This is a genomic window from Marinobacter sp. KM021, assembly GCF_050707965.1.
In the GTDB taxonomy this organism is placed as follows: Bacteria; Pseudomonadota; Gammaproteobacteria; order Pseudomonadales; family Oleiphilaceae; genus Marinobacter; species Marinobacter shengliensis.
The window spans coordinates 255,135-268,630 of the sequence record NZ_CP136129.1; the positions used below are offsets into that span (position 1 = coordinate 255,135).

Annotated in this window: 12 protein-coding genes; 11 read left to right on the forward strand and 1 reads right to left on the reverse strand. The window is 59.0% G+C overall.

Features of this window, described 5'->3' with window-relative positions:
• Nucleotides 1-126: 126 nt before the first annotated feature.
• From cysM to RVM24_RS01315, 5 genes are all read left to right on the forward strand, one after another.
• Entirely contained in the window at nucleotides 127-1,020 is an 894-nt protein-coding gene (gene cysM, locus RVM24_RS01295; RefSeq protein ID WP_058091714.1) for a cysteine synthase CysM, read from the forward strand.
• A gap of 41 nt (nucleotides 1,021-1,061) precedes the next feature.
• The gene (gene rlmD / locus RVM24_RS01300; protein WP_106693528.1) at nucleotides 1,062-2,405 is read left to right on the forward strand and encodes a 23S rRNA (uracil(1939)-C(5))-methyltransferase RlmD; all 1,344 of its coding nucleotides are present in this window, start codon (nucleotides 1,062-1,064) and stop codon (nucleotides 2,403-2,405) included.
• An 85-nt stretch (nucleotides 2,406-2,490) separates the two neighbouring features.
• Nucleotides 2,491-4,728, forward strand: a complete 2,238-nt coding sequence (relA, locus tag RVM24_RS01305) for a GTP diphosphokinase (protein ID WP_106693529.1) — start codon at nucleotides 2,491-2,493, stop codon at nucleotides 4,726-4,728.
• Complete coding sequence (gene mazG / locus RVM24_RS01310) at nucleotides 4,725-5,564, forward strand: nucleoside triphosphate pyrophosphohydrolase (protein ID WP_431474835.1); 840 nt, start codon at nucleotides 4,725-4,727, stop codon at nucleotides 5,562-5,564. The genes relA and mazG overlap by 4 nt, the downstream gene beginning before the upstream one ends.
• A 148-nt stretch (nucleotides 5,565-5,712) precedes the next feature.
• Complete coding sequence (locus RVM24_RS01315; RefSeq protein ID WP_061332269.1) at nucleotides 5,713-6,057, forward strand: hypothetical protein; 345 nt, start codon at nucleotides 5,713-5,715, stop codon at nucleotides 6,055-6,057.
• 80 nt (nucleotides 6,058-6,137) lie between these two features.
• Here the strand turns inward: RVM24_RS01315 and RVM24_RS01320 are convergent, their stop codons facing one another.
• Nucleotides 6,138-6,371 (reverse strand): hypothetical protein, encoded by a 234-nt coding sequence (locus RVM24_RS01320; protein ID WP_138437761.1) that lies wholly within the window; start codon nucleotides 6,369-6,371, stop codon nucleotides 6,138-6,140.
• 104 nt (nucleotides 6,372-6,475) lie between these two features.
• Between RVM24_RS01320 and ppc the strand changes: the two genes are divergently transcribed.
• The 6 genes from ppc to RVM24_RS01350 all read left to right on the forward strand — a co-directional run bounded on the left by ppc (nucleotide 6,476) and on the right by RVM24_RS01350 (nucleotide 13,471).
• On the forward strand, nucleotides 6,476-9,121 hold the full coding sequence (gene ppc, locus RVM24_RS01325) for a phosphoenolpyruvate carboxylase (protein ID WP_286922242.1): 2,646 nt from the start codon (nucleotides 6,476-6,478) through the stop codon (nucleotides 9,119-9,121).
• A 57-nt stretch (nucleotides 9,122-9,178) separates the two neighbouring features.
• Complete coding sequence (locus RVM24_RS01330; RefSeq protein ID WP_286922243.1) at nucleotides 9,179-10,549, forward strand: HDOD domain-containing protein; 1,371 nt, start codon at nucleotides 9,179-9,181, stop codon at nucleotides 10,547-10,549.
• A 228-nt stretch (nucleotides 10,550-10,777) separates the two neighbouring features.
• A complete protein-coding gene (adk, locus tag RVM24_RS01335) occupies nucleotides 10,778-11,431 on the forward strand; it encodes an adenylate kinase (RefSeq protein WP_286922244.1) in 654 nt (217 codons plus the stop codon).
• 33 nt (nucleotides 11,432-11,464) lie between these two features.
• Nucleotides 11,465-12,169 carry a tRNA (adenosine(37)-N6)-threonylcarbamoyltransferase complex dimerization subunit type 1 TsaB gene (gene tsaB, locus RVM24_RS01340; RefSeq protein ID WP_106693534.1) on the forward strand — a complete coding sequence of 235 codons (705 nt, stop codon included), beginning with the start codon at nucleotides 11,465-11,467 and terminating at the stop codon, nucleotides 12,167-12,169.
• A gap of 103 nt (nucleotides 12,170-12,272) precedes the next feature.
• Nucleotides 12,273-12,647, forward strand: a complete 375-nt coding sequence (locus RVM24_RS01345) for a hypothetical protein (RefSeq protein WP_061332265.1) — start codon at nucleotides 12,273-12,275, stop codon at nucleotides 12,645-12,647.
• A complete protein-coding gene (locus tag RVM24_RS01350) occupies nucleotides 12,647-13,471 on the forward strand; it encodes a class I SAM-dependent methyltransferase (protein ID WP_106693536.1) in 825 nt (274 codons plus the stop codon). The genes RVM24_RS01345 and RVM24_RS01350 overlap by 1 nt, the downstream gene beginning before the upstream one ends.
• Nucleotides 13,472-13,496: the final 25 nt, after the last annotated feature.

Consider the following 13,496-nt stretch of genomic DNA (forward strand, 5'->3'; position numbering starts at 1 on the left):
TGTGGTAAAGGTTCCGGGAACAAACAGTTATAGCCGCGGGTCATGGATATAGCGACAAGCTGTATTGGGACAATGCGGCCATAAAGCGTATGATTCGAACCCAAAAGTGTATCACAGGGTTTCGCTATGATTTTCCCGACCATTGAAGATTATGTAGGGCATACCCCTCTGGTTCGTTTGCAGCGTCTGCCGGGGGAAACCTCCAATGTCATTCTGGCCAAGCTGGAAGGCAATAACCCGGCCGGGTCGGTGAAGGACCGGCCTGCCATCAGCATGATTCAGGAGGCCGAACGCCGTGGTGAAATCAAGCCAGGCGATACCCTGATTGAAGCGACGTCCGGTAACACTGGCATCGCCCTGGCAATGGCTGCGGCAATCAAAGGTTACCGGATGGTTCTGATCATGCCGGCTCACATGAGTGAGGAGCGCCGCGCTTCCATGCGGGCATACGGAGCGGAGATCGTTACCGTCAGCAAGGAGGAAGGCATGGAAGGGGCGCGGGACCTCGCTGCGCGGATGGAATCTGAAGGCAAGGGCAAGGTGCTGGACCAGTTCAGCAATCCGGATAACCCACTGGCCCATTACCGCACCACCGGCCCGGAAATCTGGGAGCAGACCCAGGGCAAGGTGACTCACTTTGTCAGCTCCATGGGGACCACCGGGACCATTATGGGCGTGTCCCGTTATCTGAAAGAGCGAAATCCTGATATTCAGATTATTGGGTTGCAGCCGGAAGATGGTGCATCCATCCCCGGTATCCGCCGCTGGCCCGAGGCCTATTTGCCGTCGATCTACGACGCTGCCCGGGTAGACCAGGTTCTGGACATTGGCCAGAAAGAAGCAGAAGACACCATGAGGGCGCTGGCCGCCAAAGAAGGAATTTTCTGTGGCGTGTCGTCCGGTGGCTCCATTGCCGCTGCCCTCAAATTGTCCCGTGAGGTTGAAAACGCGGTGATCGTGGCCATTATCTGTGACCGCGGCGACCGATACCTGTCTACCGGTGTTTTTCCCGGCGCCTGAACCGGTCATCCAAGCCGGCTACACAAGAGAGATTAACCCCTATGAGTAAGCGTCGCCGCAAGGTTCTGCCTCAGGAACCGGTGCGTTGTGAAATTGAAACCCTTGGCCACGACGGCCGGGGCATTGCCCGGGCCGAAGGTAAAGTCCAGTTTGTGGACGGTGCTCTGCCGGGTGAAACGGTGATGGCAAAGATGGTCAGCACCCGAAGCAAGTTTGATGAGCTGCGTACCCTGGAGGTTCTGGAAGCGGCTCCAGACCGCCAGCAACCGCCCTGTGACTTTGCCGACCTTTGTGGTGGCTGCAGCCTTCAGCACATGAGTGCCGATGCGCAGATCCGGTTCAAGGAAGACACGCTGAGGGAGCATTTTGCCCATTTTGGGGGCATCGAACCCCAGGAGTGGGTTGAACCCATGCGCTCACCCGCTACCCTTGGCTATCGTCGCAAAGCCCGCCTGGGCGTGCGCTATGTGAAAGCCCGGGAGTCGGTGCTGGTAGGATTCCGGGAAAAGCGTAACAGCTTTCTAACGGATATTGACCGTTGTGTGGTGCTGGACCCGCGTATTGGTGATCGCATCAAGCCCCTGCGGGAACTGCTGCATGGTATGGTGGCCTTCGACCGGATTGCCCAGGTAGAAGTGGCCTGTGGTGATGATGTGGCGGCCATGGTGTTCCGTAACATGGATGAACTGGTTCCCGAAGACCGGGAAAAACTGATTGCCTTTGGCCAGGCCCATGACTTGCATATCTATCTGCAGCCCAAGGGCCCGGATACGGTGCACCGCATCTGGCCGGAATCGTCTGGTCGTGATGGTGAGCGCCTGAGCTACAGCCTGGATGAGTTTGATCTGACCATGAAGTACCATCCGATGGACTTCACTCAGGTCAATGCCGGTATCAATCAGAATATGGTTCATCGTGCAGTGGAGTGGCTGGATGTTCAGCCCGGTGAGCGGGTGCTGGATCTGTTCTGTGGCCTGGGTAACTTTACCCTGCCATTGGCTCGCAAAGGTGGCCGGGTGGTTGGCGTCGAAGGCGATGATGCCATGGTGGTGCGTGGCCGCGAGAACGCACAGCTCAATGGTCTGGATAATGTGGAATTCTTTGGGGCCGATCTGCACGGTGACTTTACCGGGCAAAGCTGGGCCAAAGAGGGTTTCGACAAGATTCTGATCGACCCGCCCCGGTCTGGCGCGGAAGACATCTGCAAGTACCTCACGGCGTTCGGGGCCAGCAGGATTGTCTATGTTTCGTGTAATCCGGCCACTCTGGCAAGAGATGCCGGCGTTATGGTGCGCAACGGTTATCGCCTGGTGCGCGCAGGTGTGATGGATATGTTCCCCCACACCACCCATGTCGAATCCATTGCTCTTTTTGAGCGTGAATGACTCTGACTGATCAGTCGACAGTCAGATGCCGGGGCGCCAGGATCGCGACCCGGGTAACCGGAAAATCAGCGGGTATGCCTCTGCTATGGTAAAAGTTCGGGAAGATTATTCGGTCACTGGTGATGGCGAGATCGACATTGATCGTTGTGTTCGCCACATCGCTGAACAGACGCACCTGGATAATCCGGAGCAGCTCCGGCAGGCCTGTGAAAAAGCGGCCAGGATTGCCGTGCAGGCATTCAGAGAGGATCGCCTCTGGGCGCCCGGCTCCAGTAGTTTCCGTACGGGTCTGGAAATGGCACAGGTGCTGGCCGAACTGCATCTGGACCAGGCCAGTCTGGTGGCTGCGGTGTTGTACCGGGCAGTGCGTGAAGAGCGGGTACCCCTGGAAGAGATCCGCAAAGAATTCGGTGACGAAGTCGCCGGGCTGATCAATGGTGTGCAGCAGATGGCAGCCATTTCGTCGGTGCACCACCCGCTCAAGGGCAATGTGCTGGGCCAGAGTGAAGGGCAACTCGACAATGTCCGGAAAATGCTGGTTACCATGATTGACGACGTCCGGGTGGCGTTGATCAAACTGGCCGAGCGGACCTGTGCGATTCGGGCCGTCAAGGACGCGCCGGAAGAGAAGCGCATGCGGGTGGCCAGGGAAGTCTTCGATATCTACGCGCCCCTGGCACACCGGTTAGGTATTGGTCACATCAAGTGGGAACTCGAAGACCTGTCTTTCCGGTACCTGCACAGCTCAGCGTACAAGAAGATCGCCAAGCTGCTGGATGAGAAGCGGCTGGACCGTGAAGGCTATATCCGGCGAGTCATCGAGACCCTGCAAACCGAACTTCAGGCCTCCGGTATCAAGGGTGAACTCTCTGGCCGGGCCAAGCATATCTACAGTATCTGGCGCAAAATGCGCCGTAAGGGTATCGACTTTTCCCAGGTCTATGATGTCCGTGCAGTGCGTATCCTGGTGCCGGAAGTCCGGGACTGCTATGCCGCTCTGGGCATTGTTCATACCTTGTGGCGGCATATTCCCAACGAGTTTGACGACTACATCGCCAACCCCAAGGAGAACGGCTACCAGTCGCTCCATACCGCGGTGATCGGCCCCGAAGGCAAGGTGATGGAAGTGCAGATCCGCACCCATGCCATGCACGAGGAAGCTGAGTTAGGTGTTTGTGCCCATTGGCTGTACAAGGGCACCGACAAGAACAACAAGTCCACCGGTTACGACGCCAAGATCAACTGGCTGCGGCAGGTGCTGGAGTGGCAGGAAGAGTTGGGCGACTTGTCTGGTTTGGCTGATCACCTGAAGTCAGACGTCGCCTCGGACCGGGTTTATGTCTTCACCCCCGAAGGCCACGTGGTTGACCTGCCCCAGGGTGCCACACCGGTGGATTTCGCTTATCGGGTACACACCGAAATCGGTCACGCCTGCCGGGGTGCCCGGGTGAACAGCCGAATAGTTCCTCTGACCTATCCGCTGAAAACCGGCGACCAAGTATTTATCTTAACCTCCAACAACCCGGCGCCCAGCCGGGACTGGCTGAACCCAAGCCTGGGCTATATCCAGACATCCCGGGCCAGGGCCAAGGTTACCCACTGGTTCAAGCAACAGAATCGTGACCGTAATATCACTGACGGCCACGCTATCCTGGAAGACGAATTCAAGCGTTTGTCGCTGTATGATGTTGATCTGGGGGATTTGGCCAAAAAGGTGAATTACCACTCGCCAGACGATATGTTCGCCGCCATTGGGGCCGGCGATTTGCGGCCTGCGCACGTGGCGAACGTGGCGCAGCAGATGCTGGAGCCGAAGTCTGAACAGCTCGACCTGAAGCTGACCACGGCCCGCAAGAAGGATTATGACACCGAGTCAGACATCCAGATTCTGGGTGTGGGCAAACTCAAGACCCAGGTGGCCAAGTGCTGCAAACCGTTACCGGGTGATGCGATTGGCGGATACATCACGGTTGGGCGTGGCGTCACCGTGCACCGTCAGGACTGCCTGACCTTCCTCAGCCTGAGGGAATTCGAGCCCAACCGGATCATCGAGGTGAACTGGGGTGGCAAGCCGGCCTCTGTTTACCCTGTCGATATCGAAATCGAAGCTTACGATCGCTCGGGGCTGTTGCGGGACATAACCCATGTGTTGTCGTCGTCCCGCAGTGACGTGCTGGCCCTGAATACCTTGACCAACAAGGATGAGAACATCGCTACCATGAGGGTGACGGTGGAAATCTCCAGCCTGGAACAGTTGGCGCGGTTGCTGGCCCAGATTCGCAACCTGCCGAACATCATCGACGTAAGGCGAAAGCGCGGATGAGCTATTCCATTGATGACCTGAAAACCCTGATGGCCCGGCTCCGGGAGCCGGACACGGGCTGCCCCTGGGACACCCGGCAGACGTTCGCCAGCATCGTGCCCCACACGATAGAAGAAGCCTACGAAGTGGCCGACGCCATTGAACAGGCGGATTATCCGCATCTGAAGGATGAGCTGGGAGACCTGCTGTTCCAGGTGATCTTCTACGCTCAGATGGGGCGTGAGGAAGGGCATTTCGATTTCGATAGCATCGTTGATCACCTGGTTCGCAAACTGATTCGCCGGCATCCCCATGTCTTCCCGGAAGGCACTCTGGAAAGCCGCATTGACCCGAGCAACCGTCCCAGCGAAGCCTGGATCAAAGAGAGCTGGGAGCGTATCAAGGCGGAGGAGCGGGCCGAGAAACTTGTTGTTGAGTCGTCGGTCAGCCGGCTGGATGGCATTGCACGAACCCTGCCGGCCATGGCCCGTGCCGAGAAATTGCAGCGCCGGGCTTCGCGCCATGGCTTTGACTGGCCTGAGATTGGCCCGGTCTTCGACAAGCTTCACGAGGAGATCGATGAGCTGAAAGACGCATGGCAGGCCGCCCAGAATGGTAGTGGCGACCAGGATGCGGTCGAGGATGAACTGGGTGATCTGCTGTTCGTGTGCGTGAATTTGGCACGATTCATGAAAGTGGATCCTGAGCAGGCCCTGAACCGAACGAACCGCAAATTCGACGCACGTTTTCGGGCGATCGAAGCGGTGCTGGAAAGTGAGGGGCGTGATCTGGATGAGGAGTCCCTTGAAGCGCTGGATGCCATATGGCAGAAGGTCAAGGGGGTTGAAAACCGTTAACGGTCAGTGCCTCGGAACAGTCGCCGATAAGTACAATCCGTTACCAATTTTCAGTCACTGAAATGTCATTCTTCGTCTACACTTCTAGTACGGCTTGCACCATATCGGTGCGCTGTACCGTCAGATAAGATGCAGGGGTGAAGGCACCATGAAAATCAAAGATCTGGTCAAGCATTGGGACAAGCACGGTCGTGGTCGGCTCACTCGTGATGCCGCGTACCTATCGTTGTCTGACCAGCATCACGAGCTGTTGCAGAAAGTGGCAGCGATGTATCCGATGAAATCCTCTCAAGACCTGATGCGTGATCTGATCTCCGCTGCGCTTGATGAGCTGGAAACCAGCTTTCCCTACGTTCAGGGCGACAAAGTGGTTGCTTATGATGAGGATGGTTTTGAGATCTACGAAGACCAGGGGTTGACTCCGCGGTTTGTAGCCCTTAGCCAGAAGCATATCAAGCGGATCAAAGCCCGCCAGCTTGAATCCGTGGCCTGACGCCAGCACCGATTCAGCTCACCACCGGGTTTCCATCAACCCAGGCGCCGTGCGCTTGGGTTGATGCCTGCTCATCTATATTACTTTCCCTTGTCTGCCAGGCGATCCTTCAGCGGCCCCTGAGTAATCAGGTCGTCCAGGGCAGCGGCAATCATGTCATTGAGAATCTCGCTTTCGCTGCGATCTGGATAGAGTTCCGCCAGCGCGGCTACCCGGGCGGCGTCTTCAAGGGGCAGGCGCAGATTGTATTCGTGTGTACGTTCCATCGCCTGTTTTTCCTGTTCCCAGTGCTGGGGCAAATCGGTCACTTTCATGGTGGCTCCTTGGGGCGAGGGGATTGAATCGCCAATAGACTTTTCGAACGGATCCTTAGTATCGTAAGTTTACTTCGTCTCCGTCAATTCAGAAGGAACTCAACGTGACCGAACTGCACCCCGATCTGCGAGAAAATGTGCGTCTGCTGGGCGAATTGCTGGGCCAGAGCATCCAGCGTTTTCCCGGGCAGGACTGCTACGAGCGGATTGAGGAGATTCGGGCTGCGGCCAAAGCCGACCGTCGGCAGGAGAGTGGCTCCGGGCAGCGCCTGGTAACACTCCTGGGGCAACTGAGCGACGATGAACTGTTGCCGGTCACCCGCGCCTTCAACCAGTTTCTCAACCTGGCGAACCTGGCCGAGCAGTACCATGGCATTCGCCGTAAGCAGGGCCACCCTTCCGACCTGATGGTGGAGTCCCTGGGCGAGGTCTTCGAGCGATTGAAATCCGGGGGCGTTGATCCTGAGGAATTGCACCAGCGGGTGGCTGACCTGCGGATCGAGTTTGTGCTGACTGCCCACCCGACAGAAGTTGCCCGCCGTACCCTGATTCTCAAATACGACGAAATGTCGGATTGCCTGGCCCGGCTCGACCACGACGATCTGATGCCGGCGGAGCGTGATGAGATTGTGGCCCGCCTGTCACAGCTGATTACTGAGGCCTGGCACACCGACGAAATCCGCCATGAGCGGCCGACGGCTGTGGACGAGGCCAAGTGGGGCTTTGCGGTCATCGAGAACAGCCTCTGGCAGGCATTGCCCAGATTCCTTCGAAGCCTGGACCAGTCACTTTCTGATGCAACGGGCAAAGGTCTGCCCCTGCAGAACTCCCCGATTCGCATTGCCTCCTGGATGGGAGGGGACCGAGACGGTAACCCGAACGTGACTCACGATGTGACTCGTCAGGTCTTCCTGCTGGGCCGCTGGATGGCTGCCGATCTTTACCTGCGGGATATTCAGGCTCTGAGGGCCGAGTTATCCATGTGGCAGGCCAGTGATGAACTGAGGGCGCGGGTTGGTGATTGCCGGGAACCCTATCGTCAGGTACTGGCCGAGTTGCGGGAGCGCCTGGTCCGTACCCGGGACTGGGCCGAGGCCGGCGTTAAAGGCCACGTAGTGGACGAGACCGGTATCCTGTTTGAGAACGAAGACCTGACGGCCCCTCTGGAGCTGTGTTATCGATCGCTGATGGATTGCGGCCTGGCGCAAATTGCCAACGGCCCGCTGTTGGACACCATTCGCCGTGCTCACACATTCGGACTGCCGCTGATTCGCCTGGATATCCGGCAGGAGGCTTCCCGGCATGCGGAGGCAGTGGCAGAGATGGTGGATTATCTGGGGCTGGGAGACTATCTGTCCTGGTCGGAAGACGACCGGCAGGCATTCCTGCTGCGCGAGCTGCAAGGCCGCCGGCCACTGGTGCCCCGCAACTGGGAACCCTCAGAGTCCGTCAAGGAAGTGCTGGCTACCTGCGAGGTGGTGGCGGGCCAGACCCCGGAAGCGCTGGGCTCCTACGTTATCTCCATGGCCAGCAAGCCTTCGGATGTATTGAGCGTGATCCTGCTGTTGCGGGAAGCGGGAATGAAGTTCCCGATGCGTGTGGTGCCGCTGTTTGAAACCCTCAGCGATCTTCAGGGCGCGCCAGACAGCATGGCTGCCCTGTATCAGGTTGATTGGTACCGCGAATACTGTCAGGGCCGCCAGGAGGTGATGATCGGCTATTCGGACTCGTCCAAGGACGCCGGCCAGCTGATGGCAGCCTGGGCCCAGTACCAGGCCCAGGAAAAACTCACCCAGGTGGCCCGCCAGTATGGCGTGCACCTGACCCTGTTCCACGGTCGCGGCGGCACGGTGGGCCGTGGTGGCGGCCCGGCGAACCGGGCGATTCTGTCGCAACCGCCGGGATCGGTGAACGGCAGTTTCCGGATTACCGAGCAGGGGGAAATGATCCGATTCAAGTTCGGTTTGCCCCGGCTGGCGGTTCAAAGCCTTACCCTGTACACCACTGCCGTCATTGAGGCGACCCTGGCACCACCGCCACAACCCGAGGACAGCTGGCGTGAGATGATGGACTGGCTGACGGAGCGTTCCCTCAAATCTTACCGGGAAGTGGTGCGGGAGAACCCGGATTTCGTGCCTTATTTCCGGCAGGTTACACCCGAAACTGCGCTGGGTAAGCTGGCCCTGGGCAGTCGACCGGCGCGCCGGAAAGCCACCGGTGGCGTGGAGAGTTTGCGAGCCATTCCCTGGATTTTTGCCTGGACCCAAATGCGCCTGATGCTGCCCAGCTGGCTGGGCAGCGATGTGGCCCTGGAGGAAGCCGCCCGGCACCAGCGCCTGCCAGAGCTGCGCGAGATGATGCGGGGCTGGCCGTTTTTCCGCACCTATGTCGACATGCTGGAAATGGTGCTGGCCAAAGCCGACCTGCGCATTGCCAGTTATTACGAGCAGACCCTGGTGGAGGATGAAAGCCTCAGGGCCCTGGGGAGTAGCCTCAGGGAACGGCTGAACGGCTGTATCGAGCGTGTGCTGGAGCTCAAGGATCAGCAAGCCCTGTTGGAGAGCGAACCGGTGTTTGCCCATTCCATGAGAGTGCGCAACCCCTACACGGACCCATTGCATTACCTTCAGGCGGAGTTGCTCAAACGCGACCGCGAAAGTGAGGGCAAAGGTGAGGTGCCGGATATGGTGGAGCGGGCGCTGAAAGTCACCATGGCAGGCATCGCCGCTGGTATGCGTAATACGGGCTAACGTGCATAATAACGCCGGGGCCGGAAAGCCCTGAACCGGATAAAGGAGTCTTCCCCGTTGGCACTGTCAGAGCGACTGTCGCATTACCTCGCCCGTAAGGGTATCAGCTATCAGCAGATCGAAATTGCACCGGTAAGCAATCTCGATGCGGCGGTTCTTGCCTCTGGCAAGCCCCAGCATGATTTTATCCAGCCCAGGCTGCTGATCGACATCAATGGTGTGGTCATGGCGGTGCATCGCTTCGACAGTACGTTGGATATGGACACCCTGCATCAGTTTACCGGGCGTCGCCTGCAGCCGCTGACCGCGCGCCAGACGGCGAGGCTGTTTGGCGACTGCGAGCCAGGATTCGTGCCACCGGTCGGGAATGCCTGGGATCTGCCGGTGCTGATTGACGAAGATCTCACCACCGCCGACCAAGTGGTGTTCTCAGCTGGCACCAACGATACCCTGGTTGTGATGGATGGCCGCTCGTTCCGGTTGGCACTGGCGGGTGCCCGCGAAGGGCACCTGGTTATCCGGGGGCAGGGTAATGGTTCCCGTGGCGCGCTGAGCCTCGACGAAGTGGCTGACAAACTGCAGAAACTCTATCGTCTTCCGCCCATGCCGGCGCTGGCGTTGCGGATTCTGCGCCTGACCGCCAATACGGAAGCCACCGCCAGAGAGCTGGCGGAACTGATTGAGTTTGACCCGAGCATGACGGCCCAGATCATGCGCTACGCACGGTCGGCACTGTTCAATTACCCTGGCCAGATCAACTCGGTTCAGGAGGCCGTTACCCGGGTGCTGGGGTTTGATCGGGTCGCCCATATTGCCATGGGTATTGCATCGGTGAGGGCTTTTGATGTGCCCAGGGGTGGAATGCTGGGCATGGATAATTTCTGGCGTCACTCACTTTACTGTGCCTTCCTGTGCCAAAGCCTGGCGGCGCGTTCGGGCCGGGACAAGGGGCTGGCGTATCTGTGCGGGCTGTTGCACAACTTTGGCCTGTTGCTGGTGGGGCACCTGTTTCCCTCTGAATTTCAGGAACTGAACGCTCTTCGGGAGATCAACCCTGAAGCAAGCATGCATTCACTGGAACAGGAAGTGTTTGGCCATAGCGAGCGCCAGGATATCCTGGCGGTTGGCCATGGCGCCATTGGCGGTATTCTGCATCGGCTCTGGCAACTGCCGGAACCTGTCATCAAGGCTGCAGGCATGCACCAGCACCCGGGTTACCATGGTGAGCATGAAGAGTATGTTTTGATGGTCCAACTGGCGAATGCCCTGCTGAAAGAGCAGGGTATTGGCGACGAGTTCAACCCGGATGATATCCCCGCACTGACAGAAGCGCTTGGCCTGGAGCCAGCAACACTGGCGCTGGTTCAGGAGGAAATCCAGGCCGTTGCAACCGACCTGGATGTGCTGGCGTCGTCGCTTGCATCCTGAGCAAAACGGCGTCAGGCTTCTGTGCCTGAAGCCCCCTGTGTTCCGGTAATTCCAACCATGATACGGAGGTCGACTTTCTCTGTCGGGGCGGACTTCGTATAATGCTGCCTCAATTTTGGGCAGGCGCGCCAGCAAGTGGGCCTGGAGGCCCTGAGAGGTTGTCGCAAAGGCGACGGTTTTTGCCGCAACTTTTCAAACGATAATATAAGACAACGGGAGCACAACGTTATGAGAATCATCATGTTAGGCGCGCCAGGCGCTGGAAAGGGTACTCAGGCTCAGTTCATTACCGAGCGTTTCGAGATCCCCCAGATCTCTACAGGCGACATGCTCCGTGCCGCCGTCAAGGCCGAGTCCGAGCTGGGCAAACAGGTCAAGGAAGTGATGGCCTCCGGTGGTCTGGTGTCTGACGATATCATCATCGCCCTGATCGATGAGCGTATTCAGCAGCCGGATTGCAAGAACGGTTTCCTGCTGGACGGCTTCCCACGCACCATTCCCCAGGCTGAAGCGCTGAAGAACCAGGGTATCGCCATCGATTACGTGGTGGAAATCGCCGTTGAAGACGAAGAAATTGTCAGTCGTCTGTCTGGCCGTCGTGTGCACGAGGGCAGTGGCCGTATCTATCACGTGAAATACGATCCACCCAAAGTAGAGGGCAAGGACGACGAGACTGGCGAGCCGTTGGTACAGCGTGAAGACGACAAGGAAGAAACCGTACGCAAGCGCCTGAACATCTACCACGAGCAAACAGCGCCGCTGATCGGCTTCTACCAGGACTGGGCCAGCAAGGCACCTGCCGACGCGCCCAAGTACGTGCGCGTGGACGGCATTGGTAGCCTGGACAGCATCCGCGACCAGATCCTGTCCCAGCTTAAGTAATCGAAACCGGAGTAGCCCGGGAGGCTTGATTCTGTGAAGCTTTTAGCACTGGATACGTCTTCTGAGGGCTGCTCCGCCGCTCTATGGCTGGATGGCCAGATCAGCGAGCGGTTTGAACTGGCCCCACGGGGCCACACCCGCCTTCTAATGCCCATGGTTCGCGAACTGCTCGCCGAACAGGGGCTTTCCCCGAACGATCTTGACGCCCTGGCTTTTGCCCGTGGCCCGGGCTCCTTCACCGGTTTGCGTATTGCGACCGGGGTTATCCAGGGGCTGGCCTGGGGGCTTAACTTACCGGTTGTGCCGGTGTCGTCGCTGTCGGCTGTCGCCCTGGACGCCATTGAACAGCACCAGTTGGCCGATGGTGAACACATTGCGGTGGCCTTTGATGCCCGTATGGGCGAAGTGTACTGGGGTACCTTCCTGTGTCAGCAGGGGTTGCCGGTGTTGATCGGCGAGGAGCGGGTCTGCCCGCCCGGGGCGGTGAGCCTGCCGGACTCAGACGTATCAGCGAACTGGACTGGTGCCGGCCAGGGCTGGACATTAAAGGGCGATATGCCCGAAGTGGTGGTCTGCCGGATCAGAGCGGTGGATGACACCCTGGTGCCCCGGGCCGCCATGGTGGCACGATTGGCAGAACAGGATTTTCGCCATGGCATCGCGGTGCCGGCGGAGCTGGCGCAGCCGGTCTATATCCGGGATGAAGTGGCCTGGAAGAAACTGCCCGGTCGTGCGTGAAAGGTCGTTTTCTGATCAGAAATGTTGCCGCCTGCCTTTCCAAGAGGCCCTGGTTCTTCCATAATGCAGCAACACACTTGAACCGTTTCTGTGGTTGCGCATTATGATCGGTGGTATTAATCCGGCCAATTCCTCCCTGATTCAAACGGGTAACAACAACCCGGCACGAGAGCGTACCGATGTCGCCAGGTCCCCGGCCGCTTCTCCCCAGGCCCCCGGCGCCGAGTCGGTTCGCCGTGACCTGAATGCGCCCCAGCAAAGCCGGGATACTGCTCCCGGTAACCAGACGGCTAGTGAAGCGACCGATCGTCGCGTTGAAGCCCGCAGGGCCGCTGAGGATGCCCGGCTTGAACGATTCCGCGCCGACGAGCTGCCTTTGCCAGCCTCAAGAGCGCTTTCGACCTTTGCCGGTGTGGCCGCCGCCGGGCAGGAATTCGAGGGTGGCTCGGTTATTTCCGGTATCGACATTCTCGTCTGATGCCAAACCCTTCCCATGATACTTGCCACTCCCTGACGGCGACCGTTGCCGTTGGTTGCAGCCCGCTGGGTGACCAGATGGCTGCACGACAGTTGGCGGAAGAGCTGGAGTTGCGTTGGCTGGGTATCGTCAAACCCAAACAGGTCCGGGAATTTCCGGTGCTGCTGTACATGGACGACGAAGGGCTTGCCCTCCAGTTGACCGGCAAAGGGGCGCCAGGACCGGTGCGGGCGGAGTTCGTGACCGGCAAAATGGGCTACCGTCGAGAGCATGGCGGCGGTACCGGCCAGTTGGTGGCCCGGGCGGTTGGTTTGCAGAAAACCAGGGCCCAGCTGCACGTACTGGATGCCACTGCCGGCCTCGGCCAGGACGCTTTCGTGCTTGCCAGCCTGGGTTGCCGGTTAACCCTGCTGGAGCGAAACCCGGTGATCCATGCCTTGCTGGCAGATGGCCTGGCAAGGGCCGCACTGAATATCGATTGCGCGCCCCTGGTGGCGCACATGCAGCTTGAAGCCGGCAGTTCCATTGACTGGCTTGAGAGCGCCGGCAAGGATGCGGCGGATGTGGTGTATCTGGACCCGATGTTCCCCCACCGGGACAAAGCCGCCCTGGTCAAAAAGGAAATGCAGGTGTTCCGGCAGGTTGTGGGAGACGATGACGATTCTGAACAGCTGCTTGCCGCAGCCCTGGCCTGTGCCCGTTACCGGGTGGTTGTGAAACGCCCCCGGAAGGCGCCCGCGGTGGCGGGGCCGGAGCCCACTACGCGGCTGGAAGGTAAAAGCAGCCGATACGATATCTATTCCATCAAGGCGCTGCCGGCCTGAGATAACCCGGGCCGGCCCGCCTCAA